General features: G+C 71.1%; 2 protein-coding genes. Both read right to left on the minus strand.

Going from position 1 to position 1570, the window contains the following annotated elements:
- Positions 1 to 218, minus strand: a 218-nt coding sequence (locus ACV4UX_RS19400) for a hypothetical protein (RefSeq protein WP_491594915.1), incomplete at its 3' end; no start/stop codon positions are given.
- Between the two features lie 1106 nt (positions 219 to 1324).
- Positions 1325 to 1570 (minus strand): hypothetical protein (locus tag ACV4UX_RS19405; protein WP_491594916.1); only part of this gene is annotated, 246 nt, incomplete at its 5' end.

A 1570-nucleotide genomic window follows, 5' to 3' on the forward strand; every position in this document is an offset into this window, starting at 1 on the left:
GTGGTCGGGGGTGGCGAGAGCACGCTCGCGGACCCGCTCGGTCGCCGCCGCGGACTCATCAGCAGACCACCCATCGACCCTGAGGTGCCCAGCGCCCCGCCGGTGGCGATCGTGCGCGCGAACGGGTCCCGCGCGGCCAGGTGTCCCTTGAACCACTCCTCCAGGCGTGCCGGCGTCCACAGCGACGGCGCCAGCGAGTCGGACAGCAGCGTCGCCAACACCGGCTCCTGCGAGCAGAGGCCAGAGAGAAAAGAGAAGGAAGTGCGGAAGGATAAAGAAGGATGGAACGAGAGGCTCGAGCAAGGAGAGCGAACACGACAGGGTCGTCGTCACGAACCTCGGAGACGAGGATGGTCCCGGATCCGGGCGTGGGACTCGAGACGATGGACGGAGACGGAAGGGGCGAGAGCGCGCCGGGCGCCGTGGGCGTGACGGCGAGTGCCGTGCCCTGCAGCAGGAAGCCCAGACCGTTGATGAACTCGGGCGAGAACGTGCCGTCGGGCCGCGTGAAGGCCTCCCGCGTCACACTGCGACGGAGGAAGCGCGGGAACGCGTCCGCGAACCACTCGACTCGCGACCAGCCTTCGCTGGTGCGTCCCGCCACACCGCCGGGCGAACCAGCAGGCGCGGACGAGGACGACGAAGACGGCGGCATCACGGCTGGCGCGCCCGGCGAGGACGGCGAGGACGTGCGCGTGTGGTGGTAGGCTCCGGGGGATGGCGAGGAGGTGAGGAGGGGCCGCGTGAGTGGAGACGCCGTGGCGGACCCTTCGGACGGACGCGGACTGCCGATCGGGGCGAGGAAGGCGTCCCCTGCGTCGAGGCTCTCGAGGGAGGCGAGGGCCGCGGGGGAGCGTGCACCCCGGGTTGCGGGCGACATGGGCGCGGAGGCGGAGGAGGAGAGGAAGCCCCGCGAGGCCGCGACCTCCTCGGCGGACGGGAAGTGGATGTTGATGAGGTTCGAGTTGCGGGCCGGCTGCGGGCGCGGAGGCCGCTGGTACGACTGCAGCAGCAGGAAGAGGGCGAACGGCAACACGGGCGCCTCCTCCCCGACTCCGTCGCCGGCCACGGGGGCGGAGGACGAGAAGCCCCGGAAGAGCAGCCAGAAGAGGTCGAAGCAGTGTGCCGCGATCTCGCCGCTCCAACGGAGACGACGCGTCGCAAGACCGACCCACGCCGCCCGCCTGCGAGGGACGCACGAACAAGCGCGCACGAACGCGACGAAGAAAACACAATTGATGAGGCCGTGTGCGTCCTTGCGCCGAGGCACCGCGGTGGGGGTCGCGCGAGGGACGCGGAGGCCGCGGACGTTGGAGCGGCGGCGTCAACGGCCGACTCGCCGCGCACGCCGCGCCCCGCGCCCCGCGGCGGGAGGAACGCACGAGACGCCGCCGCCGCTCGCAGAGAGCTCGAAGATCACGTCGAGGATCGTCTCCGCCTTCGGGTGCACCCCGCTGCCCGGGGTCGGGAGCACCAGTCCGTGCTCGAAGAGCTCGTCGCGCAACCACAACGTCGGCATCCTTCCTTTCAGTACGCTCGCCCTCGGCCACCAATCAACCAGGACACGCCT

It is taken from the genome of Fundidesulfovibrio sp., from assembly GCF_058402725.1.